This is a genomic window from Methylomarinovum caldicuralii, assembly GCF_033126985.1.
GTDB lineage: Bacteria > Pseudomonadota > Gammaproteobacteria > Methylococcales > Methylothermaceae > Methylohalobius > Methylohalobius caldicuralii.
The window spans coordinates 1,589,184-1,613,683 of record NZ_AP024714.1; the positions used below are offsets into that span (position 1 = coordinate 1,589,184).

General features: G+C 62.2%; 26 protein-coding genes and 1 pseudogene. 18 read left to right on the plus strand and 9 right to left on the minus strand.

The features are described from left to right. Window positions 1–264: 264 nt before the first annotated feature. The 5 genes from ltrA (MCIT9_RS08135) (at window position 265) to MCIT9_RS08155 (ending at window position 5,924) form a co-directional block, all read left to right on the plus strand. Window positions 265–1,599 (plus strand): group II intron reverse transcriptase/maturase, encoded by a 1,335-nt coding sequence (ltrA, locus tag MCIT9_RS08135; protein ID WP_317704409.1) that lies wholly within the window; start codon window positions 265–267, stop codon window positions 1,597–1,599. A 121-nt stretch (window positions 1,600–1,720) separates the two neighbouring features. Next, entirely contained in the window at window positions 1,721–3,181 is a 1,461-nt protein-coding gene (gene tnpC, locus MCIT9_RS08140) for an IS66 family transposase (RefSeq protein ID WP_317704410.1), read from the plus strand. After that, window positions 3,178–3,666, plus strand: a complete 489-nt coding sequence (locus MCIT9_RS08145) for a DUF1826 domain-containing protein (protein WP_317704411.1) — start codon at window positions 3,178–3,180, stop codon at window positions 3,664–3,666. The genes tnpC (MCIT9_RS08140) and MCIT9_RS08145 overlap by 4 nt, the downstream gene beginning before the upstream one ends. A gap of 10 nt (window positions 3,667–3,676) precedes the next feature. Beyond that, entirely contained in the window at window positions 3,677–5,353 is a 1,677-nt protein-coding gene (locus MCIT9_RS08150; RefSeq protein ID WP_317704412.1) for a formylmethanofuran dehydrogenase subunit A, read from the plus strand. Next, window positions 5,298–5,924: a hypothetical protein gene (locus tag MCIT9_RS08155; protein WP_317704413.1), complete on the plus strand. Its 627-nt coding sequence runs from the start codon at window positions 5,298–5,300 to the stop codon at window positions 5,922–5,924. The genes MCIT9_RS08150 and MCIT9_RS08155 overlap by 56 nt, the downstream gene beginning before the upstream one ends. On the opposite strand, the gene MCIT9_RS08160 is transcribed toward MCIT9_RS08155, so the two are convergent. After that, the gene (locus MCIT9_RS08160; protein WP_317706686.1) at window positions 5,890–7,224 is read right to left on the minus strand and encodes an IS4 family transposase; all 1,335 of its coding nucleotides are present in this window, start codon (window positions 7,222–7,224) and stop codon (window positions 5,890–5,892) included. The genes MCIT9_RS08155 and MCIT9_RS08160 overlap by 35 nt on opposite strands. Before the next feature lie 18 nt (window positions 7,225–7,242). Between MCIT9_RS08160 and queD the strand changes: the two genes are divergently transcribed. The 11 genes and pseudogenes from queD (at window position 7,243) to MCIT9_RS08215 (ending at window position 17,043) form a co-directional block, all read left to right on the plus strand. Then, window positions 7,243–7,872 (plus strand): 6-carboxytetrahydropterin synthase QueD, encoded by a 630-nt coding sequence (queD, locus tag MCIT9_RS13690; RefSeq protein WP_422880171.1) that lies wholly within the window; start codon window positions 7,243–7,245, stop codon window positions 7,870–7,872. Between the two features lie 392 nt (window positions 7,873–8,264). Beyond that, window positions 8,265–9,599, plus strand: a complete 1,335-nt coding sequence (gene ltrA / locus MCIT9_RS08170) for a group II intron reverse transcriptase/maturase (protein ID WP_317704409.1) — start codon at window positions 8,265–8,267, stop codon at window positions 9,597–9,599. A 121-nt stretch (window positions 9,600–9,720) separates the two neighbouring features. Further along, window positions 9,721–11,181: an IS66 family transposase gene (tnpC, locus tag MCIT9_RS08175; RefSeq protein ID WP_317704415.1), complete on the plus strand. Its 1,461-nt coding sequence runs from the start codon at window positions 9,721–9,723 to the stop codon at window positions 11,179–11,181. Between the two features lie 17 nt (window positions 11,182–11,198). Next, window positions 11,199–11,984 carry a GTP cyclohydrolase FolE2 gene (gene folE2 / locus MCIT9_RS08180; RefSeq protein WP_317706716.1) on the plus strand — a complete coding sequence of 262 codons (786 nt, stop codon included), beginning with the start codon at window positions 11,199–11,201 and terminating at the stop codon, window positions 11,982–11,984. Further along, complete coding sequence (hisI, locus tag MCIT9_RS08185) at window positions 11,981–12,397, plus strand: phosphoribosyl-AMP cyclohydrolase (RefSeq protein WP_031432563.1); 417 nt, start codon at window positions 11,981–11,983, stop codon at window positions 12,395–12,397. The genes folE2 and hisI overlap by 4 nt, the downstream gene beginning before the upstream one ends. A gap of 26 nt (window positions 12,398–12,423) precedes the next feature. Then, window positions 12,424–13,188, plus strand: coding sequence for a CobW family GTP-binding protein (locus tag MCIT9_RS08190; RefSeq protein ID WP_317704416.1), 765 nt, complete (start codon window positions 12,424–12,426; stop codon window positions 13,186–13,188). Window positions 13,189–13,224: 36 nt separating this feature from the next. Continuing rightward, window positions 13,225–14,544: an IS4 family transposase gene (locus MCIT9_RS08195; protein ID WP_317706717.1), complete on the plus strand. Its 1,320-nt coding sequence runs from the start codon at window positions 13,225–13,227 to the stop codon at window positions 14,542–14,544. Window positions 14,545–14,583: 39 nt separating this feature from the next. Further along, window positions 14,584–15,174, plus strand: a pseudogene (locus tag MCIT9_RS08200) (transposase); the annotation flags it as partial. A 126-nt stretch (window positions 15,175–15,300) separates the two neighbouring features. After that, window positions 15,301–15,726 carry a hypothetical protein gene (locus tag MCIT9_RS08205; RefSeq protein ID WP_317704417.1) on the plus strand — a complete coding sequence of 142 codons (426 nt, stop codon included), beginning with the start codon at window positions 15,301–15,303 and terminating at the stop codon, window positions 15,724–15,726. A gap of 71 nt (window positions 15,727–15,797) precedes the next feature. After that, a complete protein-coding gene (locus MCIT9_RS08210; protein ID WP_317704418.1) occupies window positions 15,798–16,061 on the plus strand; it encodes a hypothetical protein in 264 nt (87 codons plus the stop codon). Further along, window positions 16,051–17,043: an ABC transporter ATP-binding protein gene (locus MCIT9_RS08215; RefSeq protein ID WP_317704419.1), complete on the plus strand. Its 993-nt coding sequence runs from the start codon at window positions 16,051–16,053 to the stop codon at window positions 17,041–17,043. The genes MCIT9_RS08210 and MCIT9_RS08215 overlap by 11 nt, the downstream gene beginning before the upstream one ends. A gap of 6 nt (window positions 17,044–17,049) precedes the next feature. On the opposite strand, the gene MCIT9_RS08220 is transcribed toward MCIT9_RS08215, so the two are convergent. Further along, the gene (locus tag MCIT9_RS08220; RefSeq protein WP_317704420.1) at window positions 17,050–17,445 is read right to left on the minus strand and encodes a PIN domain-containing protein; all 396 of its coding nucleotides are present in this window, start codon (window positions 17,443–17,445) and stop codon (window positions 17,050–17,052) included. After that, on the minus strand, window positions 17,442–17,735 hold the full coding sequence (locus MCIT9_RS08225) for an AbrB/MazE/SpoVT family DNA-binding domain-containing protein (protein WP_317704421.1): 294 nt from the start codon (window positions 17,733–17,735) through the stop codon (window positions 17,442–17,444). The genes MCIT9_RS08220 and MCIT9_RS08225 overlap by 4 nt, the downstream gene beginning before the upstream one ends. Here MCIT9_RS08225 and MCIT9_RS08230 point away from each other — a divergent pair. Together MCIT9_RS08230 and MCIT9_RS08235 are read left to right on the plus strand one after the other, a co-directional pair. Then, a complete protein-coding gene (locus tag MCIT9_RS08230; RefSeq protein ID WP_317704422.1) occupies window positions 17,722–18,447 on the plus strand; it encodes an ABC transporter permease subunit in 726 nt (241 codons plus the stop codon). The genes MCIT9_RS08225 and MCIT9_RS08230 overlap by 14 nt on opposite strands. Window positions 18,448–18,451: 4 nt before the next feature. Beyond that, entirely contained in the window at window positions 18,452–20,287 is a 1,836-nt protein-coding gene (locus tag MCIT9_RS08235; protein WP_317704423.1) for a Gldg family protein, read from the plus strand. A gap of 15 nt (window positions 20,288–20,302) precedes the next feature. On the opposite strand, the gene MCIT9_RS08240 is transcribed toward MCIT9_RS08235, so the two are convergent. From MCIT9_RS08240 to MCIT9_RS08265, 6 genes are read right to left on the minus strand one after another with little or no spacing between them, the layout of a single operon-like run. Beyond that, on the minus strand, window positions 20,303–20,695 hold the full coding sequence (locus MCIT9_RS08240; RefSeq protein ID WP_317704424.1) for a CBS domain-containing protein: 393 nt from the start codon (window positions 20,693–20,695) through the stop codon (window positions 20,303–20,305). 15 nt (window positions 20,696–20,710) lie between these two features. Next, on the minus strand, window positions 20,711–20,911 hold the full coding sequence (locus MCIT9_RS08245; RefSeq protein WP_422880172.1) for a DUF539 domain-containing protein: 201 nt from the start codon (window positions 20,909–20,911) through the stop codon (window positions 20,711–20,713). Beyond that, entirely contained in the window at window positions 20,908–21,945 is a 1,038-nt protein-coding gene (locus MCIT9_RS08250; RefSeq protein WP_317704425.1) for an FAD:protein FMN transferase, read from the minus strand. The genes MCIT9_RS08245 and MCIT9_RS08250 overlap by 4 nt, the downstream gene beginning before the upstream one ends. Before the next feature lie 7 nt (window positions 21,946–21,952). After that, window positions 21,953–23,170: an NADH:ubiquinone reductase (Na(+)-transporting) subunit F gene (nqrF, locus tag MCIT9_RS08255; RefSeq protein WP_317704426.1), complete on the minus strand. Its 1,218-nt coding sequence runs from the start codon at window positions 23,168–23,170 to the stop codon at window positions 21,953–21,955. A 17-nt stretch (window positions 23,171–23,187) separates the two neighbouring features. Continuing rightward, window positions 23,188–23,796 carry an NADH:ubiquinone reductase (Na(+)-transporting) subunit E gene (gene nqrE, locus MCIT9_RS08260; RefSeq protein WP_317704427.1) on the minus strand — a complete coding sequence of 203 codons (609 nt, stop codon included), beginning with the start codon at window positions 23,794–23,796 and terminating at the stop codon, window positions 23,188–23,190. Next, window positions 23,796–24,494 (minus strand): NADH:ubiquinone reductase (Na(+)-transporting) subunit D, encoded by a 699-nt coding sequence (locus MCIT9_RS08265; RefSeq protein WP_317704428.1) that lies wholly within the window; start codon window positions 24,492–24,494, stop codon window positions 23,796–23,798. The genes nqrE and MCIT9_RS08265 overlap by 1 nt, the downstream gene beginning before the upstream one ends. Window positions 24,495–24,500: the final 6 nt, after the last annotated feature.

Consider the following 24,500-nt stretch of genomic DNA (forward strand, 5'->3'; position numbering starts at 1 on the left):
GGGCAAGGGTCGCCCAGGAACCTGGGAGGGCTCGATCACTCCTTGCGGGAAGAGCGGTGCGGGCGCCGTGTGAGAAAAGGCCCAGGCCCATCGGAGCGGTGTCCGGCCGATGGGAGCGAACGGGACACGAAGCAGGGTACCGGCGCGCGAAGGCGACGAAGCGCGCTGGGAAGGTGATCGAGCAATCGGAGCCTGCCGATAGTACCTGGGAAGTCGGGGAACCTGCCCCAAGGGACCCGATGGAGGGAAGCGGCAGGTCGGACGATGGGGCTTTCGGAGGGGCAGATGGCCGGGACATCGAGCCAGGAAAACATCTCAACACGACAACGGAAGCTAGTGGAACTGGCCCGGATCGAACCGAAGCTGGAACTGACCACGATTGCCCACCACATCGACGTGGTGTGGCTGGAAGAAGCCTGGCGGCGCACCCGCAAGGACGGGGCCGCCGGGGTGGACGGCGTGACTGCATCCCAATACGCAGCCGCCTTAGAGGAGAACCTGACGCGCCTGCTGGAACGGTTCAAGACCGGCCGGTATCGGGCGCCTGCGGTACGGCGCGTCCACCTGCCCAAGCCGGGAACGGGAAAGACCCGCCCGATCGGCATTCCCACGCTGGAAGACAAGGTGCTGCAACGGGCGGTGCTGATGGCGCTGGAACCCATCTTCGAGCAGGACTTTCTCGACTGCGCCTACGGGTTCCGGCCCGGACGCAGTGCCCACCAGGCCCTGGAGAGGCTATGGGGCGGGCTGATGGCCATGGGCGGTGGCTGGGTCATCGACCTGGACATCCAAAACTTCTTCGACGACGTGGACCGGGACCGGCTGCGGAACTTTCTGGGGCAGAGGGTGCGCGACGGCGTGATCTGCCGCGTGATCGGTAAATGGCTGAATGCCGGCGTCATGGAGAGCGGACAGCTTCACTACCCCGAACAAGGGACACCGCAAGGTGGGGTGATCTCCCCGCTGCTGGCCAACCTCTACCTGCATCACGTGCTCGACCTGTGGTTCGAGCAGACGGTCAAACCGCGACTGCAAGGCAGCGCCTTCGAAGTCCGGTTCGCCGACGATGCGGTCCTGGTGTTCGAACGGGAAGAAGACGCCCGGCGGGTATTGGCCGTTCCGGGCAAGCGCCTGGCCAAATACGGCCTGCGCCTGCACCCGGACAAAACCCGCCTGCTCGACTTCAGAAAACCCGGACGGAAAGGCCAGAGCTTCCAATACCTGGGATTCACCCACTACTGGGGACGCTCAGGGAAAGGGCGTTGGGTCGTCAAACGCAAGACCGCCCAAGCCCGGCTCAGCCGCTCCCTGCAGGCGATCAACCACGGGTGCCGGATGCACCGCCACTGGCCGGTTGCAGACCAACAAGCGGCCCTGAGCCGCAAACTCAAGGGGCATTATGCCTACTATGGGATCGTCGGCAACAGCCAATCGCTGGCCCGCTTCCTGTACGAGGTCAGACGGCGCTGGTACAAATGGTTGTCCCGCCGCAACCGGGAACGGATGAACCGGGACCATTTTGGGCGGCTGTACAAACGATACCCACTCCCCCCACCGCGCGTGGTTCACGGAATTTCCCGTTGCGTAGCGACGCCATAGTCCGAGGAGCCGGATGCCTTAATCGGGCACGTCCGGATCTGTGGGAACCGCGGGTGAGCAATCGCCCGCGGTCACCCGGCCGGTCTTGCCAAGTGCCTGAAGATTCAGGAGAATGCGGGCCATGGAAAGACTTGATCTGGACCTGAGCCGCCCACCTCCCTTGCCCGGGACGGTGGAGGAATGCCACCGGGTGATCGAAGCGCTTTGGCGGGCGCTGGGAGAATTTCAGCAGATCCAGGCGCGAGTGGAAGAACTGGAGGAACAGTTGGCCTTGGGGTCCGACAATTCCTCCCAACCACCTTCCCAGGACAGCCCGAAGAAGCGCGCCGAGCGCAAGGGCAAGCGACCGACGGGACGCAAGAAAGGGGCGCAGGTGGGACATCCCAGGCACGAGCGGGCTCTGGTTCCGGCAGAAGCAGTGGACGAGGTCCGGCATTACTTTCCCCATGGCCGCTGTGAGTGCGGTGGGTCGGTGGCGGTGCGGGGATTCCGTCCCCATCAGGTGTTCGACCTGCCCGAGATTCGTTACCGGGTGGTCGAACACCGGGTGTATGAAGGCCGCTGTGGGTGTTGTGGTCAGAAGCACCAGGGGCGGCTACCGGATGAGGTGCCCCGCGGCCAGATGGGACCTGGGCTGGTGGCGTGGATTGGCTTGATGACGGGGCGCTATCACCTGTCGCTGCGGGAAGTCGAAGCGCTGCTGGAAGAACAATGGGGTCTGAGATTCAGCCTGGGGGCGATCAGCCAGAGCCAGATCCCGCTGCAGGCGTGGCTGGGTCCGGTCTACAACCAGATTGGCGAAGCGGTCAGAAAAGCGCTGATCGCCCATGCCGACGAGACCCGCCCCTACCGGGGCCGCAGCATCTATTGGCTGTGGGCGCTGACGACCGATCAGATGGCGTATTTCCTGACCCATTATTCCCGCGGCAAGGGTGCGGCCGGTGAGCTGTTGGGGGATTTCCAGGGAATCCTGGTGACCGACCGCCACGGGGCCTACAACGACCATCCCCAGGACTCACACCAATACTGCTGGGCGCATCTCATCCGCAACCTGGAACGGATCGCCGGGCGCAAGGGACAGGCCGGCGAAGATGGCGAACGCCTGCTCCGGGCCGCCCGCCTGACGGTTCACTGCGGCAAGCTCTGGCAACAGAGCCATTACCCATCCGACCGCTACCGAAGGCGATTGGAACGCCTCAAAGCCCTCTTCCGGCGCGAACTGGAACAGGCCGCCCAAAGACATGGCGACAACAAAACCGGTCGCAGCTGCCGCAAGTTGTTGGACGATTTTCCCAGGTTCTGGACCTTCCCGGACCATCCCGGGGTACCGATGACCAACAACACGGCAGAGCGTGCCCTACGCCCCTATGTCATCTGGCGCAAGACCAGTTTCTTCAGCCAGTCGCATCGCGGTGACTGCTTCCGACCCATGATCCTGTCGCTGGTCGAAACCTGCAAGCGCCTCAAGATCGGCGTCTATCAGACCCTGCGGACCATCTGCGCCCAGGGCATGGCAGAGGGCGAGGTCACCTTCCGCCTGCCCCTGCCGGAACCTCAACCACTTCCAGTGGCAAGACCGTGAACGGTAACCCGGTCGATCCGCTGCAATTCGACTTCAACAAGCTATGGCCGGCAACCGCACAAATACCCGGTTATCGAGACTGGCTGGCCGATGTCGAGTTACTGGTCACGGCGTTCTGCGAACTGTTCGAACGCCGTGAAGCCGGTTTACGCCTAAGGACACTGGATAAAGCCATGTGCCCGCGCTTCCACGTCGACCGGGTGCCGGCGCGGATGATTTGCAGTTACGGCGGCATCGGTACCGAATGGCTACCGGAATATGCATTCGAGCGCGCCAAATTGGGCATGGGCGGTTGCGGCTTTCCGGATGCCGAATCCGGCCTGATTGCCGATCCCACCGCAATCCGGCAAATGCCCGCTTACGCGGTGGGACTGATGAAAGGCGAAAACTGGGAAGGCAACGAAGGTCATGGCTTAGTGCATCGCTCGCCGCAGCCAACCGCCGTGCAGCCACGCAGATTGTTGTTGACTCTGGATATGCTGTAGGGAGACGGATTTGCTGATCAAGTTAACGGGTGGGCGGATTTACGATCCCGCGCAAAACCTACACGGCGAACAGCGTGACCTGTTCATTCAAGATGGACTGATGGCAAATGATCCCGGTCCGGATGCGCACTTCGACGCGGTTTATGATCTGGCGGGCAAAATTGTCATGGCCGGGGCCATCGACATTCACAGCCACATCGCCGGCGGTAACGTCAACACTGCCCGGCTGTTGCTACCGGAACAGCATCGCAACCACATGGCCCGGCGGCTTAACCATCCCTTCAGCACCGCCAAATGGTCTACCACCGACACCGGCTACCGCTACGCCCGCATGGGCTACACCACCGTGGTCGAACCGGCGATGCTGCCGGTCGACGCGTTGGACGTGCATCTGCAAATGGCCGACATTCCAATTCTGGACACCGCCGCGCTGGCGATACTGGGCAACGACGATTTATTGCTGCGGTTGATGCGGTCCAAGGCCAGCCAGAACCAGATCAACGATTACGTGGCCTGGACCTTGAACGCCACCCGCGCGATGGGCCTGAAGATCATCAACGCCGGCGGCGCCAACGCCTTTAAAAGTAACGTCCGCCAATTCGGCCTGGACGACATCGTGCCGGATTACGGCGTCAGCTCGCGGCAAATTCTGCAAACCCTGCAAACTGCCGCCTGCCAGATCGGCGTACCGCATCCGCTGCACGTCCATTGCAACAACCTCGGCATTCCCGGCAACGTCGACACCATCGTTGCCACCATGGACGCCGCGCAAGGCTTGCCGATGCACCTTGCCCACGTGCAGTTCTACGCCTACGGCAGCGAAGGCGCGAAAGGCTTTTCGTCGGCGGCGGCCAAACTGCTGGAAGCCTTCAATCGCCACCCCAACATCACCATGGACGTCGGCCAAGTGCTGTTCGGCCAAACGGTGACGATCTCCGGCGATGTAATTGCCCAATACAGCCGCCACGCCGACGCCAGCCCGAGCAAATACGTGATGTGGGACGCCGAAACAGAAGGCTCCGGCGGCGTGGTGCCGTACCGTTACCGCGAAGCCAGCTTCGTCAACACCCTGCAATGGGCGATCGGTTTGGAACTGTTTTTACTGGCCGAGGCGCCGGAACGGCTGTTTTTTACCACCGACCACCCCAATGGCGCACCATTTACCGCCTACCCGGAACTGTTGCGCTTACTGATGGACGCCGACTACCGGCAGCAGTGCATGGCACGTCTGAATCAGGAAGCCTTGGCACTGACCCTGCTGCCGAATTTGAAGCGCGAACTGAGCTTGAGCGAAGTTGCCACCATGACCCGCTCCGCCGCTGCCAAATTGCTGGGCCTCAACGATCGCGGTCATCTCGCCCCTGGCGCCATCGCCGACATTGTGGTTTACGATCCGCACACGCGATCCGACCAAGCCGCTGGTTCTCGTCCCGATTACCAAGCCATGTTCGCTAACGCCGCACTGCTGTTCAAAAACGGCCGCCTGGTGGTGCAGGACGGTGTGGTGATCGAGCGGCCGACCGGTCTGGCGCAAACCGTCAGCCCGATCTACGACACCGGCATCACCCGCACCGTCAAACAGCATTTCGACCGTTTTTACAGTTTGAAACTCAGTCAATACGGGGTCAACGATGCCGATTTCGATTATCTCGGGCAGCCGCGTTTCCGCAATATTGCCTTGTCTTAGCCAACCTATGCCATCAAATCGCTCAACACTCGAAACCGATCTGGAAACCTTGCGCCACGACTGCGCCCACCTGTTGGCGCAAGCCGTCAAGGAGTTATATCCGGCCGTCCAAGTCGCCATCGGTCCGGCCTTCGAACACGGCTTTTATTACGATTTTGCGTTTCCAGAGCCGTTGACCGCCGACGAATTGCCGGCCATCGAGCAGCGCATGCGCGAGATCGTTTTCCGCCGCGAACCCATTCGGCGGGAAGAATGGCCCCGTGCCGAAGCCGATGCGTTTTTCGCCGCAACAGGCGAACGCTTTAAACAAGAGTTGCTGGTCGCCATTCCGGAACACGAGACCATCAGCGTCTACCGGCAGGGCGAATTTACCGACCTGTGCCGTGGCCCGCACGGCGCGGATACCGGGCAAATTGGACTTGCCTTTAAATTACTGAAGCTGGCGGGCGCTTATTGGCGCGGCGATCATCGCCAGCCCATGCTGCAACGCATCTACGGCCACCCTATTACCCGTATCTTCCCCCTTCTCATAGGAATCAATGTCTTATCCGTTTTCTCTGAGGGAACTTGATCTCGGCCGCCCGGATGGCGGTCACGGCCTCCACGTAGGCGCTCAGTTTGGTCATGCCCTGCCACAGGGCTTTGGGACCGGGCGGGGGATCGTTCTTGCGCCCCAGCCAGCCGCCAAAGCCGGCCACGATGCGGACGATGGTGCCCAAATCCGGCGGCGTCGCGGGCGGCGGGGTGCGATGGTGGATGGCCCAGGCGGTCTGCCATTCTTCGACAGAGAACACCACTTCACAGCACCACTCGGGATGTTCCCGCCCGAGCGTCATCAGCATCAGGATGCGCCAGGCGACGATCAGATACAGCACCAGGGCCCGTTCCAGGCGTTCCCGGGTGCGAAGTTGCAGGGCTTCGATGCGGCAGCCGCTTTTGAGGATGCGGAAGTAGACCTCGATCCACCAGCGTTTGCGGTACCATTCGATGCGCGCTCTGGCCTGTTCCAGGGTGGTGATCTTTTCGTTGGTGATCAGGCACCATTCGACCGCTTCCTGGCCTTCGGGGGGCGCCTCTTCCCGGGCCAGGATGACGGTGACTTGGGGACCCGGGCCGCTGCGGGTCTTCAGTTCGACCCGGGCGAGCCGGATTGTTTGTGTGACCTGCCGGGCCGGGCGGTTGCCGCCGGCCGGCAGGTCAAAGGCGATCGTCCCCAACACCGGCTGGGCTTCGACCGCGGCCCGCAGTTTGCCATCGAGAGGGTCGTTGAGCTTACGGTCGTGCTGCACCCGGATCAGGTAATCGGCGGCAAAGCCCAGCTGTTCGGCCCGGTCGATCAGGGCCCGAAGGTCACCTTCGCGGTCGGCGACATACACCAGCCGGGTCTCGGGCGCCAGGGCGGCCATCTCGGCCACCCGCTCATAACCTTCCACCCAACGCAGGCTTTCGGCCAGGTCCGGCTCCCCCTTGGGCAAACGCGCCCAGTGCCAGCAGTCGGTCACCCCCAGGGCCACGCCCGCCTCACTGATCACCAGTGTCGGATGCAGGTACAACCCCTGACGCTGCTCGTAATTCAGCCTTCCCAACCCCGCCATCGACGGCCGCCCGGAATAATCCAGCTCGGTGGTGTCCTGCAGGCACAGCACCCGCGACTGCTGCCGGATCCGTTCCAGGGTCGGCACACTGTGGGCCCGCAACACCTCCCGAAAATCCAGCCTGGCATTGTCCAGCAGCCGGTAGGCCGCCTTGGTCTCCGCCCAGCCACCCCCGCAAACGTTGGGAACGCTCGCCATCGGATCGTTTGCCATCGCTTCTATCACCCGGCACAGCCGCCGGTTCAGGCGGGCATCGCCCAGCGCCAGGGAAAAAATTCTTGTTCAGCCCAGCTCATGTCAACGCCTATCCAAAGAAATCAATATCTTACTACAGGGGCGAGAGATGTGGGTAATAGGGTGCTCTATACCCTGAAAATCCAGGCCCAATTTTGCGCCGCCCATGCCTTGCGCGATTACCCCGGCGATTGCCGCCGCCTGCATGGGCATAACTGGAAAGTCGAAACCGAGGTAGAAGCCAAAGTGCTGAATGACATCGGTATTGCCATCGATTTCAAAGCCATCAAGGCGGCCACCCGGACTTTGGCCGATAGCCTGGATAACCGGTTTTTGAACGACATCGAACCCTTCGACCGCATCAACCCCAGCGCCGAAAACCTGGCGGCCTGGTTTTACCGGCAATTCGAAAATCTTGAATGGCAGCGGCGTCAGTGTCAGCGCCGTCACGATCTGGGAAACCGACACCGCCTGCGTCCGCTACAAGGAGATCGCTGCAGTACCCGTTCATTGCGCCAGGCCAAGCCTGGAGAAGGAGGAAGTTATGTAGAAGGAAAGACATCGCTGAAACCTTCAGAGCGACCTGACAGGTGCAAGTCCTGTCCGGCCAAGGCTGGCCACCAGCCGGAACCGAGTGTTGCGTGGTCGAGGAGCGATCCCGACTGCGAAGCGTACACAGGGGGCCTGTAGGCCGCGTGATGGAGCCTCGAAAGTACGGAATGCGGAGCCGACGTTGTTGAACGGACGGAAGGCAACAGGGGTGGTGCTGTACTGGCCTGGCATCATCCCTCCGCCGGGGTCGAAGAGCGGGGCATGCAGGGCAAGGGTCGCCCAGGAACCTGGGAGGGCTCGATCACTCCTTGCGGGAAGAGCGGTGCGGGCGCCGTGTGAGAAAAGGCCCAGGCCCATCGGAGCGGTGTCCGGCCGATGGGAGCGAACGGGACACGAAGCAGGGTACCGGCGCGCGAAGGCGACGAAGCGCGCTGGGAAGGTGATCGAGCAATCGGAGCCTGCCGATAGTACCTGGGAAGTCGGGGAACCTGCCCCAAGGGACCCGATGGAGGGAAGCGGCAGGTCGGACGATGGGGCTTTCGGAGGGGCAGATGGCCGGGACATCGAGCCAGGAAAACATCTCAACACGACAACGGAAGCTAGTGGAACTGGCCCGGATCGAACCGAAGCTGGAACTGACCACGATTGCCCACCACATCGACGTGGTGTGGCTGGAAGAAGCCTGGCGGCGCACCCGCAAGGACGGGGCCGCCGGGGTGGACGGCGTGACTGCATCCCAATACGCAGCCGCCTTAGAGGAGAACCTGACGCGCCTGCTGGAACGGTTCAAGACCGGCCGGTATCGGGCGCCTGCGGTACGGCGCGTCCACCTGCCCAAGCCGGGAACGGGAAAGACCCGCCCGATCGGCATTCCCACGCTGGAAGACAAGGTGCTGCAACGGGCGGTGCTGATGGCGCTGGAACCCATCTTCGAGCAGGACTTTCTCGACTGCGCCTACGGGTTCCGGCCCGGACGCAGTGCCCACCAGGCCCTGGAGAGGCTATGGGGCGGGCTGATGGCCATGGGCGGTGGCTGGGTCATCGACCTGGACATCCAAAACTTCTTCGACGACGTGGACCGGGACCGGCTGCGGAACTTTCTGGGGCAGAGGGTGCGCGACGGCGTGATCTGCCGCGTGATCGGTAAATGGCTGAATGCCGGCGTCATGGAGAGCGGACAGCTTCACTACCCCGAACAAGGGACACCGCAAGGTGGGGTGATCTCCCCGCTGCTGGCCAACCTCTACCTGCATCACGTGCTCGACCTGTGGTTCGAGCAGACGGTCAAACCGCGACTGCAAGGCAGCGCCTTCGAAGTCCGGTTCGCCGACGATGCGGTCCTGGTGTTCGAACGGGAAGAAGACGCCCGGCGGGTATTGGCCGTTCCGGGCAAGCGCCTGGCCAAATACGGCCTGCGCCTGCACCCGGACAAAACCCGCCTGCTCGACTTCAGAAAACCCGGACGGAAAGGCCAGAGCTTCCAATACCTGGGATTCACCCACTACTGGGGACGCTCAGGGAAAGGGCGTTGGGTCGTCAAACGCAAGACCGCCCAAGCCCGGCTCAGCCGCTCCCTGCAGGCGATCAACCACGGGTGCCGGATGCACCGCCACTGGCCGGTTGCAGACCAACAAGCGGCCCTGAGCCGCAAACTCAAGGGGCATTATGCCTACTATGGGATCGTCGGCAACAGCCAATCGCTGGCCCGCTTCCTGTACGAGGTCAGACGGCGCTGGTACAAATGGTTGTCCCGCCGCAACCGGGAACGGATGAACCGGGACCATTTTGGGCGGCTGTACAAACGATACCCACTCCCCCCACCGCGCGTGGTTCACGGAATTTCCCGTTGCGTAGCGACGCCATAGTCCGAGGAGCCGGATGCCTTAATCGGGCACGTCCGGATCTGTGGGAACCGCGGGTGAGCAATCGCCCGCGGTCACCCGGCCGGTCTTGCCAAGTGCCTGAAGATTCAGGAGAATGCGGGCCATGGAAAGACTTGATCTGGACCTGAGCCGCCCACCTCCCTTGCCCGGGACGGTGGAGGAATGCCACCGGGTGATCGAAGCGCTTTGGCGGGCGCTGGGAGAATTTCAGCAGATCCAGGCGCGAGTGGAAGAACTGGAGGAACAGTTGGCCTTGGGGTCCGACAATTCCTCCCAACCACCTTCCCAGGACAGCCCGAAGAAGCGCGCCGAGCGCAAGGGCAAGCGACCGACGGGACGCAAGAAAGGGGCGCAGGTGGGACATCCCAGGCACGAGCGGGCTCTGGTTCCGGCAGAAGCAGTGGACGAGGTCCGGCATTACTTTCCCCATGGCCGCTGTGAGTGCGGTGGGTCGGTGGCGGTGCGGGGATTCCGTCCCCATCAGGTGTTCGACCTGCCCGAGATTCGTTACCGGGTGGTCGAACACCGGGTGTATGAAGGCCGCTGTGGGTGTTGTGGTCAGAAGCACCAGGGGCGGCTACCGGATGAGGTGCCCCGCGGCCAGATGGGACCTGGGCTGGTGGCGTGGATTGGCTTGATGACGGGGCGCTATCACCTGTCGCTGCGGGAAGTCGAAGCGCTGCTGGAAGAACAATGGGGTCTGAGATTCAGCCTGGGGGCGATCAGCCAGAGCCAGATCCCGCTGCAGGCGTGGCTGGGTCCGGTCTACAACCAGATTGGCGAAGCGGTCAGAAAAGCGCTGATCGCCCATGCCGACGAGACCCGCCCCTACCGGGGCCGCAGCATCTATTGGCTGTGGGCGCTGACGACCGATCAGATGGCGTATTTCCTGACCCATTATTCCCGCGGCAAGGGTGCGGCCGGTGAGCTGTTGGGGGATTTCCAGGGAATCCTGGTGACCGACCGCCACGGGGCCTACAACGACCATCCCCAGGACTCACACCAATACTGCTGGGCGCATCTCATCCGCAACCTGGAACGGATCGCCGGGCGCAAGGGACAGGCCGGCGAAGATGGCGAACGCCTGCTCCGGGCCGCCCGCCTGACGGTTCACTGCGGCAAGCTCTGGCAACAGAGCCATTACCCATCCGACCGCTACCGAAGGCGATTGGAACGCCTCAAAGCCCTCTTCCGGCGCGAACTGGAACAGGCCGCCCAAAGACATGGCGACAACAAAACCGGTCGCAGCTGCCGCAAGTTGTTGGACGATTTTCCCAGGTTCTGGACCTTCCCGGACCATCCCGGGGTACCGATGACCAACAACACGGCAGAGCGTGCCCTACGCCCCTATGTCATCTGGCGCAAGACCAGTTTCTTCAGCCAGTCGCATCGCGGTGACTGCTTCCGACCCATGATCCTGTCGCTGGTCGAAACCTGCAAGCGCCTCAAGATCGGCGTCTATCAGACCCTGCGGACCATCTGCGCCCAGGGCATGGCAGAGGGCGAGGTCACCTTCCGCCTGCCCCTGCCGGAACCTCAACCACTTCCAGTGGCAAGCCCGTGAACGGTAACGATCGCTGCATGAACAATTGTGTTATCGAAGACATCCAAGGTCGCGCCGACAGTCGCCGCATCGCCATCGACAAAGTCGGCATCAAGGACATCCTGCATCCGGTGCGGGTACAGGATAAATGCGGCGGCGAGCAACATACCGTGGCCCGCTTCGACATGACCGTGAATCTGCCGCACGACTTCAAGGGCACTCACATGTCGCGTTTCGTCGAGATTTTGAATAGCCACGACCGCGAAATCAGCATCGCCTCGTTCCCGATCATGTTGCAAGAAATGCTGCAGCGGTTGGAAGCCGAATCCGGCTACATCGACATGCGCTTTCCGTATTTTGTCGAAAAAGCCGCGCCGGTCAGCGGCGTGCGCAGTCTGCTGGATTATCAGGTCAGCTTCATCGGCGAAATCGACGCCCAAGGCTGCCGCACCAAAGTCAAAATCGTGGTGCCGGTGACCAGCCTGTGCCCGTGTTCCAAGGAAATCTCCGAGCGCGGCGCTCACAACCAGCGCTCGCACGTGACCGTGACAATTGCGACCAGGGAATTCATCTGGCTGGAAGAATTGATTGCGCTGGTCGAGTCCGAGGCTTCGTCGCCCATCTATGGCTTGCTGAAGCGTCCCGACGAAAAATACGTGACCGAATACGCTTACGACCACCCCAAATTCGTCGAAGACATGGTTCGCGACGTGGCCGCCCGACTGGAAGCTGAACCTCGCATCACGGCTTACATCGTGGAATCCGAGAACTTCGAGTCGATTCACAATCATTCGGCGTATGCCTTGATCGAGCGGGTGAAATGAATCTGTTCAAACATGCGGAAACCCTGGCCGTTGGTGACAGCCTGTCCTGGGAAGCCGTCTTGGCTGAGCTACCCTTCAACGCCGACGGCCTGTTACCGGCCATTGCCCAGCAAGTCGACAGCGGAGAAGTATTGATGCTGGCTTGGATGAACCGCGCCGCCATCCTGGAAACCCTGAGTAGCGGCCGGGTGTGCTATTGGTCGCGTTCGCGGCAACGCTTATGGCGCAAAGGCGAGACGTCCGGGCATTATCAAACGCTGAAAGAACTGCGCATCGATTGCGACGGCGACACCTTGTTGCTGCTGGTCGATCAGCAAGGGCCAGCCTGTCACACCGGGCGCCGCAGCTGTTTCTATCATACGGTGCAGGGTGATCGCGTGGTTATGAACAGCGCACCGCAGAACACCGCTTAATTCACTTCTTTGGAGAAATCTCGTTCATGAATACCGCCCCAAAACTCAACTACCCGGTGCCAGTCACCATCCTGACCGGCTTTCTAGGCGCTGGTAAAACCACGTTACTGAACCGCATTCTCACCGAACATCACGGTCGGCGCATTGCGGTGATCGAAAACGAATTCGGCGAAACCGGTATCGACAACGAGTTGCTGGTGCAAGCCGACGAGCAAATCGTCACCATGAACAACGGTTGTATCTGTTGCACGGTACGCGGCGATCTGGTACGCATCCTGGGCGAATTGTCCGAGCGCCGAGAAAACGGCGACGTGCATTTCGAGCGGGTGATCATCGAAACCACCGGTCTGGCCGATCCGGCGCCGGTGGCGCAAACCTTTTTCATCGAGCAGGACATCGCCGAAAACTACAAACTGGATGCCATTGTCACCGTGGTTGATGCGGTGCATGCCCATCAACAACTGCAAGAACACCACGAAGCGCAAGAACAAGTCGGCTTCGCTGATCGGATTTTGTTGTCAAAAACCGATTTGCAGGAAGCCGAAGTGGTCGCCGATCTGGAAACCCGCTTGCGAGCGATGAACCCAAGAGCGCCGATCAAACGCGTACATTTCGGCGCCACCGAGTTGCACGACATCCTGGACATCGACGGCTTCAATCTGGACGACATCCTGAAAATCGAACCGGACTTTCTAGAAGATGTCAGCCACGAACACGAGGACGACATCCACCCTATTACCCACATCTCTCGCCCCTGCAGTAAGATATTGATTTCTTTGGATAGGCGTTGACATGAGCTGGGCTGAACAAGAATTTTTTCCCTGGCGCTGGGCGATGCCCGCCTGAACCGGCGGCTGTGCCGGGTGATAGAAGCGATGGCAAACGATCCGATGGCGAGCGTTCCCAACGTTTGCGGGGGTGGCTGGGCGGAGACCAAGGCGGCCTACCGGCTGCTGGACAATGCCAGGCTGGATTTTCGGGAGGTGTTGCGGGCCCACAGTGTGCCGACCCTGGAACGGATCCGGCAGCAGTCGCGGGTGCTGTGCCTGCAGGACACCACCGAGCTGGATTATTCCGGGTGGCCGTCGATGGCGGGGTTGGGAAGGCTGAATTACGAGCAGCGTCAGGGGTTGTACCTGCATCCGACACTGGTGATCAGTGAGGCGGGCGTGGCCCTGGGGGTGACCGACTGCTGGCACTGGGCGCGTTTGCCCAAGGGGGAGCCGGACCTGGCCGAAAGCCTGCGTTGGGTGGAAGGTTATGAGCGGGTGGCCGAGATGGCCGCCCTGGCGCCCGAGACCCGGCTGGTGTATGTCGCCGACCGCGAAGGTGACCTTCGGGCCCTGATCGACCGGGCCGAACAGCTGGGCTTTGCCGCCGATTACCTGATCCGGGTGCAGCACGACCGTAAGCTCAATGACCCCCTCGATGGCAAACTGCGGGCCGCGGTCGAAGCCCAGCCGGTGTTGGGGACGATCGCCTTTGACCTGCCGGCCGGCGGCAACCGCCCGGCCCGGCAGGTCACACAAACAATCCGGCTCGCCCGGGTCGAACTGAAGACCCGAAGCGGCCCGGGTCCCCAAGTCACCGTCATCCTGGCCCGGGAAGAGGCGCCCCCCGAAGGCCAGGAAGCGGTCGAATGGTGCCTGATCACCAACGAAGAAATCACCACCCTGGAACAGGCCAGAGCGCGCATCGAATGGTACCGCAAACGGTGGTGGATCGAGGTCTACTTCCGCATCCTCAAAAGCGGCTGCCGCATCGAAGCCCTGCAACTTCGCACCCGGGAACGCCTGGAACGGGCCCTGGTGCTGTATCTGATCGTCGCCTGGCGCATCCTGATGCTGATGACGCTCGGGCGGGAACATCCCGAGTGGTGCTGTGAAGTGGTGTTCTCTGTCGAAGAATGGCAGACCGCCTGGGCCATCCACCATCGCACCCCGCCGCCCGCGACGCCGCCGGATTTGGGCACCATCGTCCGCATCGTGGCCGGCTTTGGCGGCTGGCTGGGGCGCAAGAACGATCCCCCGCCCGGTCCCAAAGCCCTGTGGCAGGGCATGACCAAACTGAGCGCCTACGTGGAGGCCGTGACCGCCATCCGGGCGGCCGAGATCAAGTTCCCTCAGAGAAAACGGATAAGACATTGATTCCTATGAGAAGGGGGAAGATGTGGGTAATAGGGTGGTCTTAGGGCCCCACACAGCCCAGGTGCCGACCGGGGTCCACGCATCCATGACGGCACCATCATCCCGGACGCTCCCAACCGGATGTGGGGCACCGACGCCACCCAGGTGGCAACCCGCCGGGAGGGCACGGCCACCGTGTTCGTGGCCGTGGATCACTTCGTCGGCGATGTGGTCGGCATCCATGCCGCCCGACCCGGGACGCGCTTCGAGGCCCTGGAGCCCATTCACCAGGGAATCCGGGACCATTATGGCCCCCTGTCCCAGGGCATCGCCACCGGCCTGGTGCTGCGGCACGACCATGGTCCGCAGTACGTGAGCCACACCTTCCAGCAGGAACTCCGATTCCTGGGCATCGAATCCAGCCCCAGCTTCATCAGGGCCCCGGAAGGCAACGGGGTGGCCGAGCGCTTCATCCGCACCTTAAAGGAGCAGCTGCTGTGGGTGCGGACCTTCGACACCGTCGAGGAGCTCCGGCAGGCGCTGCTGGCGTTCAAGGAGCAGTTCAACAGACATTGGCTGCTGCAACGGCATGGCTATGCCACCCCGGCCCAGGTGCGCGCCGCGTACCAACCAGTCGCGGAGGCAGCATGAATTTTGTGCAAAACAGTGGCCAGATATTCGGGGGCTTTACACTCAATCTTCCTCAATTTCCTGATTCCCAAGCTGCCTGCTCCAAAGGAAGAAGACCTTTCCAAGGGCATCCTGGAGACTATCGATATGGACAGCTACCGGGTCGAGGTGCAGTCCAGCCTGCGTATCGGGCTTGTGGATGAGGAGGGTGAACTGGAGCCTGTGCCCACGGGCGGTGGCGGCTTCAAGCCGGAACCCGAACTGGATCAGCTCAGTAACATCATCAAGTCGTTCAACGATCAGTTCGGCAACATCGACTGGAAAGACGCTGACAAGATCCGCAAGGTGATCGCCGAGGAGATCCCGGCCAAGGTGGCAGCCGATCCGGCCTATCAGAATGCCATAAAGCATTCAGACAGACAGAACGCGCGCATCGAGCATGACAAGGCATTGCAGCGGGTCATCCTGGAGCTACTGGCAGACCACACGGAATTGTTCAAACAGTTCAGCGACAACCCGTCATTCAAGAAGTGGTTGAGTGATACGATCTTCATCGCAACATATATGCCATAATCCATATGCTTTCTGAAAACGATCAGGCTTTCCTCAGCCGGCGAAGGCGCCTGGTGGCTTCCTGGCCTATCGTGGCCACTGGGCTGCTGGCAGGACTGGGCGCTTTCGGGGTCTGGATCTGGTTCCGGGTCCCCTTCCTGGCCAACCCCCTATTTGTCGCCGAAACCCTGCGTCAGGGCACGCTGACCCGAAGCCAACTGGAAACAGCAACCCTTCTGCTTCCGGTATTGTTTTGGTTGGTGATTGCCTTGATCGCCTTGGTTATCGGCCTCGGTTTTCTCTTCACCGCCATTGAAAAGCGTTATCTCACCTTCCTCAAAGATCATGACCATTGAAATTGACCGTCTCCAAAAGCGCTTCGGGGATTTCGTGGCGGTGGAGGACCTGTCCTTCACCGTCAAGCCCGGCGAGGTGCTGGGGTTCCTCGGCCCCAACGGAGCCGGCAAGACCACCACCATGCGGATGATCACCGGCTTCCTGCATCCGGACCGGGGCACGGTGCGGGTGTTCGGCCACGACATCCGCAAAGCGCCGCTTCAGGCCAAGGCAAACTTAAGCTATCTGCCGGAGGGGGCGCCGGCCTACGGGGAAATGACGCCCCTCGCCTTCCTGAACTTCATCGCCGCGGTCCGCGGCTTGAAGGGCATGGACAAGCGCCGCCGCCTCGACGAGGTGGTGCAGCGGCTGGCGCTGGAAAAAGTGCTACACCAGCCCATCGATACCCTGTCCAAGGGTTTCAAGCGCCGGGTAGGGCTGGCCCAGGCCATCCTGCACCGGCCGCCGGCGCTGATCCTGGACGAGCCCACCGACGGGCTCGATCCCAACCAAAAACACGAGGTCCGTCAGCTGATTCAGGAACTGTCCGGCCACGCCCTCATCATCGTCTCCACCCACATCCTCGAGGAAGTCAGCGCCGTCTGCACCCGCGCCCTGATCATCGCCCGCGGCCGCATCCTGGCCGACGGAACCCCGGCGGATCTGGAACGGCGCTCCCGCTACCACGGCGCCGTGTGTGTGAAGCTATGCGGCGGCCTGCCGCCCGATCTGGCCCTGCTGCCGGGACTGGCCGGCGTGGAGCACGACCCCCGCATCCCCGGGCGCTGCTGGCTGATTCCCGAGGCAGGTGTCGATCTCTATCCCAGGGTGCGCAACTTCATCGCCGAACGCCGCCTGGAGGTAGAGGAACTGACGGTGGAACGGGGACGGCTGGATGAAGTCTTCCAGCGGCTGACCGGTTTCGAACCGCTCTCAAGCCGGGGGCGACCGGCTGCTGCCGAAGCGCAGGTCGAATCGATCGGGGAGCAGGAGAACGCTTGACTCCCGCTATGCCAGCAATCGAAACCCGGCATGCCGGGCTGCCTTGCGGTCAAAGGTATAAATCGTCTCGCAACCGGCCCTCAGGGCGCCATGGACGATCAGGCAATCCGCGTAATCGCCGCACCCGTTCTCATAAGCCTGCAGGGCAGCCAGAGCAAGCGGCCGATCCTCGATATGAAATTCCACCGTCGTCAGGATGGCGGCCAGCGCTTGTTGGATCAGCTCACGCCGGTAACCGTAAGCCCGGCGCAAAACCCAGACCAGTTCCGCCAATGTCAATAGCGCGATGAATCCGGGACATTCAGCGCTCAGCCCATCGATCAGGCGGTTGGCCAATACCGACTGCTCGGGGTCATCCTGCACCAGATAACGGACCAGAACATTGGTATCGATGCAGATCATGCCCTCCCCCGCCCCTGTTCGACTGCCTGTTCCATCTCCTCCAGGGAAACCGGGCGCTCTGGCGCCGGCAGCATCCCTTTGAGAGAACGGGCTGAACGCAAGGGGACCAGAATCACCTCGCCATCGCGCAGGATGAATTCAATTTTGTCACCCGGGGCCATTTTCAAGGCATCCCGGATGCTTTTGGGGATGGTGACCTGGCCCTTGCTGGTAAGGATCGACTGCATTATTCCTACCTGATAAGATATTTCAGTCATCGCTATTATAAGTAAGATAATGACCTGGATCATCTGCCGCCGTGAACTGGCCAGCTATTTCGCCACCCCGCTGGCTTACGTGTTCCTGGTGATGTTCCTGATCCTCAGCGGGGTGTTCACTTTCTATCTGGGGGGATTCTACGAGCGGGGGCAGGCGGATCTGCAGCCGTTCTTCGACTATCACCCTTGGCTGTACCTGTTCCTGATTCCGGCGGTGTCCATGCGCCTGTGGGCCGAGGAGCGCAAGAGCGGCACCATCGAGCTGCTGCTGACCCTGCCGGTGCGGCTGCGGGATGCGGTGCTCGGCAAGTTCTTCGCCGCGTGGGGCTTCACCGCCCTGGCCCTGGGGTTGACCTTCCCGCTGTGGCTGACGGCCAATTGGTTGGGCGATCCAGATAACGGTATAATACTGGCCGCCTACCTGGGCAGCTGGCTGATGGCCGGCGCCTATCTGGCCATCGGCGAGTGCCTGTCGGTGGCCACGGTCAATCAGGTGATCGCCTTCATTCTCACCGGGGTGGTGTGTTTCACCTTCACCGCCGCCGGTTCCCCGGTGGTGCTCGACGCCTTCTACCGCTGGGCTCCCGGCTGGCTGGTGGACGGCATCGCTTCCCTGAGTTTCCTGACCCACTTCCACGCCATCAGCCGCGGCGTCCTCGATCTCAAGGACATCCTGTTTTTCACCGTGATGATCGCCGCCTGGCTAACCGCCTGTGCCGTGGTCATCGAACAAAAGAAGGCCTGACACCATGCGCCGACCGTTCGCGCTGCTGCTGATCGCCCTGGTGACGCTGACGATCCTCGCCGCGCTGGCCCGGCTGCCGGACTGGCGCCTGGATCTGACCGAAGACAAGCTCTACACTCTGTCGCCCGGCACCCGCCACATCATCCAGCATCTGAAGGGCCCGGTGACTTTCGAATTCTACTTCTCCGACCGCGCCAGCCGCGACATGCCGCTGCTGCGCGATTACGCCCGCCGGGTGCGGGCCCTGCTGGAGGAGTACCGGCGCCTCGGCGACGGCCGCATCACCCTGAAGGTCATCGACCCGCAGCCTTTCTCGGAGGAAGAAGACCAGGCGGTGGCCCGTGGGCTGCGCGGCGCGGCGCTGGCCCCCGGCAGCCCGCCGGTGTATTTCGGCCTGGCGGCGGTACGCGGCGACAAGACCGCAGTCATCCCCTTCTTCAACCGCGAGCGGGAGAACTGGCTCGAGTACGACGTCAGCGAGCTTTTGGTCGAACTCGACCGCGACCACCGCCCGCGCCTGGCCATCTACGCCGAGCCGGACCTTTTGGTGCGCGGTGGCATCAACCCCTTCAACCGCCAGCCCCAGCCACCGTGGGTGGCGCTGGAGTCCCTCAGCCGCTTCTACGACGTCACCTGGCTGCCCAGGGACTTCGAACAGATTCCCGCCGGCACCGAGCTGCTGCTTCTGATCCATCCCAAGGGTTTCCCTCCCAAAACCTTGTATGCCGTCGATCAGTACGTGGTCAAGGGCGGCCGGGCATTGATCTTCGTCGATCCTTACGCGGAACTGGACGGCCCGCCGGCCTTCGTGCAGCCGGGGCGGGTCAAGTCCTCGGACCTCAACCCCCTGTTCCGGGCCTGGGGTTTCGAGCATACGTCGAAGGGCTTCGTCGGCGATGACCGCTACGCCTCCCGGGTCACCGTGGGGGGAGGCAAACCGGCGCGCCACCTGGGGCTGCTGACCCTGGACAAGGCGGCGATGGCCGACACCCCCCTCCTCGCCCATCTGGACAAACTGGTGTTGTCCTCCGCCGGGGCCCTGCGTAAACTGCCGGATGCGAAAATCGCCTTCACCCCCCTGCTCCACTCCAGCCCCGAGTCGATGCTGATTCCCGCCGCCGCCCTGGACTATCTGTTCGATCCCAACATGCTGATGGAGGCCTTCAAGCCCGGCGGCAAGCCGTTCGTGCTGGCGGCCCAGATCGACGGCAGGCTGAAAAGCGCCTTCCAGGAGGCACCAGAAGGCGTTTCCGGGCAACCGGTCAAGAGCGGCACCACCCCGGCGCATCTGATCGTGGTGGGCGACACCGATTTGCTTGCCAACCGCCTGTGGGCCCGGATCGAAACCGGCCCCGACGGCAACCGTACCGTCGTTCCCTTCGCCGACAACGGCAGCTTTCTCATCAACGCCAGCGACCACCTGACCGGCAATCCGGATCTCATCGGCATCCGCGGCCGCGGCCGCTACGAGCGTCCCTTCGAGGTGGTGGAACGGTTGCGCGCCAAGGCCCAGCGCCAGTTCCAGGCCAAAGTGGAGGAACTGCAGCAGAAACTGCAGCAGACCGAGGCCAAGCTGGCGCAAATGAAAACGGACGAAGGCAAGAATGCGCCGCTGGATGCGGCCAGACAACAGGCCATCGCCCAGTTCCAGCAGGAACGGCTTAAAATTCGCAAGGAACTTAGGCGCCTGCAGCACCAGTACAATCAGGAAATCGAATCTCTGGGCACCCGGTTGAAGCTGATCAACATCCTGGGGGTGCCGCTGGCACTGACTGTCCTGGTGCTGCTCTGGGGCGCCTGGAAGCGCTGGCGGGCCAAACAGGCCCGGGCGGCGGATTGACGAGGCGGCCCCCGCTCAGTACAGGCTGACCAGGGCCCGCAGCACGTCCACCCGGCTGATCAGACCGATCAGTTTGCCGTCTTCCACCACCGGAAAATGCCGCAGCAGCGACTTCTGGAAGCGCTCGGCCACCTCTATGATGCTGTCGTCGGGGCTGACGGTGACCAGATTCCTGTTCATGTATTCGCCCACCTTGCCGCCCATCTGCTCGTGATAGGCGGCGTCCAGCACCACGTGCAGGCAGTCCATTTCTGAAAACGAACCGACCAGCTTGCCGTTTTCCAGTACCGGGGCGCCGGTGATCTTGTGCTTGAGCAGCTGGCGGATGGCGTCGAAGACGCCGGTTTCCGGAGTGAAGGTCACCAGATTGGTGGCCATGTAGTCGCGGACGGCGATATTCCTCAACATGACAGCTCCCCCCGATCAGGCCTGCAGACTGTCTTTCTTGGCATCCCCGGGCAGACCGGTATCGCAGCCCTTCTTGCCCCGAGCGCACAGGCACTCTCCACCACCGACGCCGCCGCAGCTGCCCTTGATGGCCGGACGACCAAACATTACTCCGATGGCCATGATGCCGACGATGACGGCGATGACGGCGAATGTGACGAGAAACAGGGTCATCATGATGCACCTCCTTTGATGAATTGGCGAAAGGCCGAGGTGGGCCGTTCCACGAAACCGTCGTCCTCTTTGACGATGAACAGCACGGCCATGTTCTCGGCTTCGGCCTTGGCGAAGCCTGCCTCCGGCCCCAGCACCATGAAGGCAGTGGCCAGGGCGTCGGCTTCCATCGTAGTATGACGCAACACCGTCACCGATACCAGACGGTGAGCGATGGGATAGCCAGTGCGCGGATCGATGGTATGGGAGAAACGCCTGCCGCCGACCTCGAAATAGTTGCGGTAGTCGCCGGAGGTGGCCAGGGCGATGTCGGTCAAGCTGAGGACTTTTTCGATCTCGCGCACCTTTGGCACCGGCTTTTCGATGGCGATGCGCCAGGGACCGCCCCGGGGGCTCTGACCCTTTAGCCGAACCTCACCGCCGATTTCGACCATGTAATCGGAAATTCCCTGGCTTTCCAGATAGCCGGCCGCCTGATCGACTGCAAAACCCTTGGCGATACCGGAGAGATCCACATAAAGATCCGGGATGCGCTTGCGCAGCGCCGGCGGATCGAGACGGACCTCCAGCTTGTCATGACCGATCCTGGCCTTGGCGGCCGCAACGGCCTGCGCTGACGGCGGCTCCTGGCGGCGCGGGTCGGGGCCAAAGCCCCACAGATTCACCAACGGTCCCACGGTGATGTCGAAGGCCCCGTCGCTCCAGCGGCTGACCCGCAGCGCCTCGGCCACCACCTGGGCCAGCGCCGGCGGCACGGGCTGCCAGTCGGTGCTGGCGCTGCGATTGAAACGGGACAGGGGCGAGTCCTGCCGGTAAGTGGACATGGTGGCATCCACTTCGGTCAATACCCGGTCCAGCCCCCGGCGCAACGCCCCGGCATCGACCCCATCCGGCAGACGGGTGGCCTTGATGGAAAAGGTGGTCCCCATCACCAGGCCGCGGTGCGCGAACCGGACCTGGGGCGGCGCCGGCTGGCAGGCGGTCAGCAGAAACAAAACGAGGAGCCCGAAGGCTCCCCGCAAACGATGCCCGACCATGCTCGGATCAGCCTCCGAAGTCGTCCAGAAGGATGTTTTCCCGTTCGACCCCGAGATCGGTCAGCATCTTGATCACCGCGGCGTTCATCACCGGCGGACCGCAGAGATAGTACTCGCAGTCTTCCGGGGCCGGATGATCCTTGAGATAGTTTTCATACAGCACTTCGTGGATGAAGCCGGTGTAGCCGGTCCAGTTGTCTTCCGGCTTCGGTTCCGACAGCGCCAGGAACCACTTGAAGTTGTCGTGCTCTTCCTGGAGCTTGTTGAAGTGGTCGATGTAGAAGGCCTCGCGCAGGCTGCGGGCACCGTACCAGAAGGTCATCTTGCGCTTGGACTTGAGGCGGATGAGCTGGTCGAAGATGTGCGAACGCATCGGCGCCATCCCGGCCCCGCCACCGACGAAGACCATCTCGTTGTCGGTGTCGCGGGCGAAGAACTCGCCGAACGGCCCGGAGATGGTGACCTTGTCACCCGGCTTGAGGCTGAAGATGTAGGACGACATCTTGCCCGGCGGCACGTCCAGCCCCGGCGGCGGGGTGGCGATGCGCACGTTGAGCATGACGATGTCGTTTTCCAGCGGGAAGTTGGCCATGGAGTAGGCCCGCACCACCGGCTCGTCCACCTTGGACTCCAGCTTCCACAGATCGTACTTGTCCCAGTCCTCGCGGTATTCCTCGTCGATGTCGAACTCGGAAAACTTGACGTGGTACGGCGGGCATTCGATCTGGATGTAACCGCCGGCGCGGAAATCGATGGTCTCCCCTTCCGGCAGATCGAGGACCAGTTCCTTGATGAAGGAAGCCACGTTCCTGTTGGAACGCACGGTGCACTCCCACTTCTTGACCCCGAAGACCTCCTTCGGCACCTCGATCTTCATGGGCTGCTTGACAGTCACCTGGCACGACAGGCGCTCGCCTTCACGGGCCTCGCGCTTGGTAATGTGGCTGGCCTCGGTGGGGAGCAGATCACCGCCCCCCTCCAGCACCTTGACCCGGCACTGGCCGCAGGTGCCGCCGCCGCCGCAGGCCGACGGCACAAACAAGCCGGCATTGGCTAGGGCCATCAGCAGCTTGCTGCCCACGGGAGCCTTGACCGTCTTCTCGTCGTTGATGACGATCTCCACATCCCCCTGGGGCACCAGATGCTTCTTGGCTTCGAGAATCACCATCACCAGCGCCAGCACGATGACGGTGAAGAAGAATACGCCTAAGATGATCTCCAACATGTTGTCTTTTCCCTAATTTAGAGCTGAATTCCCGAGAAGGCCATGAAGCCGAGCGACATGAGCCCTGCGGTGATGAAGGTGACCCCAAGTCCCTGCAATCCGGCGGGGATGTCGCTGTATTTCAGCTTCTCCCGGATGCCGGCCATGGCGGTGATCGCCAGCGCCCAGCCGAAACCGCTGCCGAATCCATACACCGCACTCTCGGCCAGGTTGTATTCCCGCTCGATCATGAACAGGCTGCCGCCGAGGATGGCGCAGTTCACCGTGATCAGGGGCAGGAAAATCCCCAGGGCGTTGTAAAGGGCCGGGAAGAAGCGGTCCAGCACCATCTCCAGAATCTGGACGATGGCGGCGATCACGCCGATGCTGGCCAGATAGACCAGGAAGCTCAGATCCACGTCGGGAAGCCCGGCCCAGGCCAGCGCGCCTTCCTTGAGGAGGTAGGCGTGGATCAGATGGTTGGCCGGCACGGTCAGGGTCTGCACCACCATCACCGCGATCCCCAGGCCGATGGCGGTGGCGATGCGCTTGGACACCGCCAGGAAGGTGCACATCCCCAGGAAGAACGCCAGGGCCAGGTTTTCGATGAAGACCGATTTGACAAACAGACTGATCAGACCTTCCATCACGCCACCTCCCCGTCTGCCGGCAGGATCTTGAATTCAGGCGCTTCCACCTGCTGCGGCTTCCAGCTCCGCACCGCCCAGATGAGCAGGCCGATGATGAAGAAGGCGCTCGGCGGCAGCAGCAGCAGACCGTTGGGCTCGTACCAGCCGCCGTTCTTCACCAGCGGCAGGATCTCCTTTCCCAGCAGACTGCCGGAGCCGAACAGCTCGCGGATGGTGGCGACGGTGATCAGGATCAGGCTGTAACCCAGACCGTTGCCGAGGCCGTCGAAAAAGCTCGCCAGCGGCGGGTTCTGCATCGCATAGGCCTCGGCCCGGCCCATGACGATGCAGTTGGTGATGATCAGACCGACGAACACCGACAGCTGCTTGCTGATGTCGTAGGCCACCGCCTTGAGGATCTGGTCCACCACGATCACCAGCGAGGCGATGATGGTCATCTGCACGATGATGCGGATACTCGCCGGAATGTGGTTGCGGATCAGCGAGATCGCGGTGTTGGAGCAGGCCACCACCGAGGTGAGGGCGATGCTCATGATAAGCGCGGTCGATAGCTGGGAGGTGACCGCCAGGGCGGAACAGATCCCCAGCACCTGCATGATGATGGGGTTGTTGTCCACCAGCGGCTCCACCAGGACCGGCTTCACCTTCTCGAAATCGAATTCTTCCTCTTCCACTGCCTGAATTTCGTCACTCATGGCTGT